We start from the raw sequence: 453 nt of genomic DNA, 5'->3' as shown, positions 1-453 counted from the left end.
CCGATACCCCGGTCCCGGTGCTGCCGTCTCCGAAGGCCCATCCGTAGCCGGTGATGCCGGCGTCGTCGGTGGAGGCGCTGGCATCGAAAGCCGCGGTCAGACCGGAGGCCGAGGCGGTGAACGACGCCACCGGCGCGGCATTCACCGTGGCACCGCTGGTGGTGGTGGTGGTTGCGGTGAGGTCGAAGCTGATGTCTTTGGTTGCGTGGTAGTTCAGGTGGGTTTCGGCGGCGATGGTGTTGGTTCCGTTGACCAGCAGGGAGAGTGGGACGTTGAAGGTGACCGGGGCGGCGTTGGCGTTGGAGGTGGGGATTGCTGCGGTGGCGTAGGTGTTGATGGTGACAGTGCCGGTGGGCATGCGGGTGCGGCCGACTTCGGTGCCGTTGACGTAGATGACGACGCCGTCGTCGGCGACGGTGGTGAGTTTGAGCGCGGTGACGGCGGAGGCGGTGG

At 67.1% G+C, this 453-nt stretch carries 1 protein-coding gene; it reads right to left on the bottom strand.

Features of this window, described 5'->3' with window-relative positions:
• A partial coding sequence (locus AC1DBD_RS17800; RefSeq protein ID WP_476982717.1) for a PKD domain-containing protein occupies nt 1-453 on the bottom strand: 453 nt, incomplete at both ends.

The organism is Arthrobacter sp. 10T419 (genome assembly GCF_056394105.1).
This window is presented reverse-complemented; position numbering and strand designations above follow the sequence as displayed.